The sequence below is a fragment of the Variovorax sp. 10N420 genome (assembly GCF_056394705.1).
Genome location: NZ_JBFTIJ010000052.1, coordinates 1 through 422 on the forward strand (window position 1 = coordinate 1; position 422 = coordinate 422).

1 protein-coding gene is annotated in these 422 nt (G+C 65.8%); it reads right to left on the reverse strand.

What is annotated here, in order from left to right; translation table 11 throughout:
* A partial coding sequence (locus AC1DEK_RS30170; RefSeq protein WP_478128996.1) for a hypothetical protein occupies positions 1-422 on the reverse strand: 422 nt, incomplete at both ends.

The window sequence follows — 422 nt, forward strand, 5'->3', positions numbered from 1 at the left end:
CTGTAGTTCCAGTCCTTGTGCGCCTCCTCGACCTTCGCCCAGTCGACCTTGCCGCTGAGATTCGGATCGTTCTGAAGCTGCTCTATCCAGCCCATGCCGGGCAGCTGGGCGAGCTGCTCGATGCTGTCCCGCGCGCCCACGCCGGCCTGCACATGGTTGGCGCTSACGGCCAGACTGCCCGCGTTGAACTGGTTGTAGTTCGTGGTCTGGTCGGTGGTCCCCTTGTCCTTGGCCTTCTGGTACATGAGGTCGCGGCCCTGACTGGTCTCCTGGGTGCCGTGTTCGGTGGCCTGCGTGCCCAGGACCAGGGTGTCGGCGGTGAGGCTCAACTTGCCAGGCGTGTTCACCGTGGTGCCGGCCATCGCGAGCGTGTCCTCCGCCGTGATGTTCACGTTGGCGCCGTTGAGCGTGGTGCGCGCCAG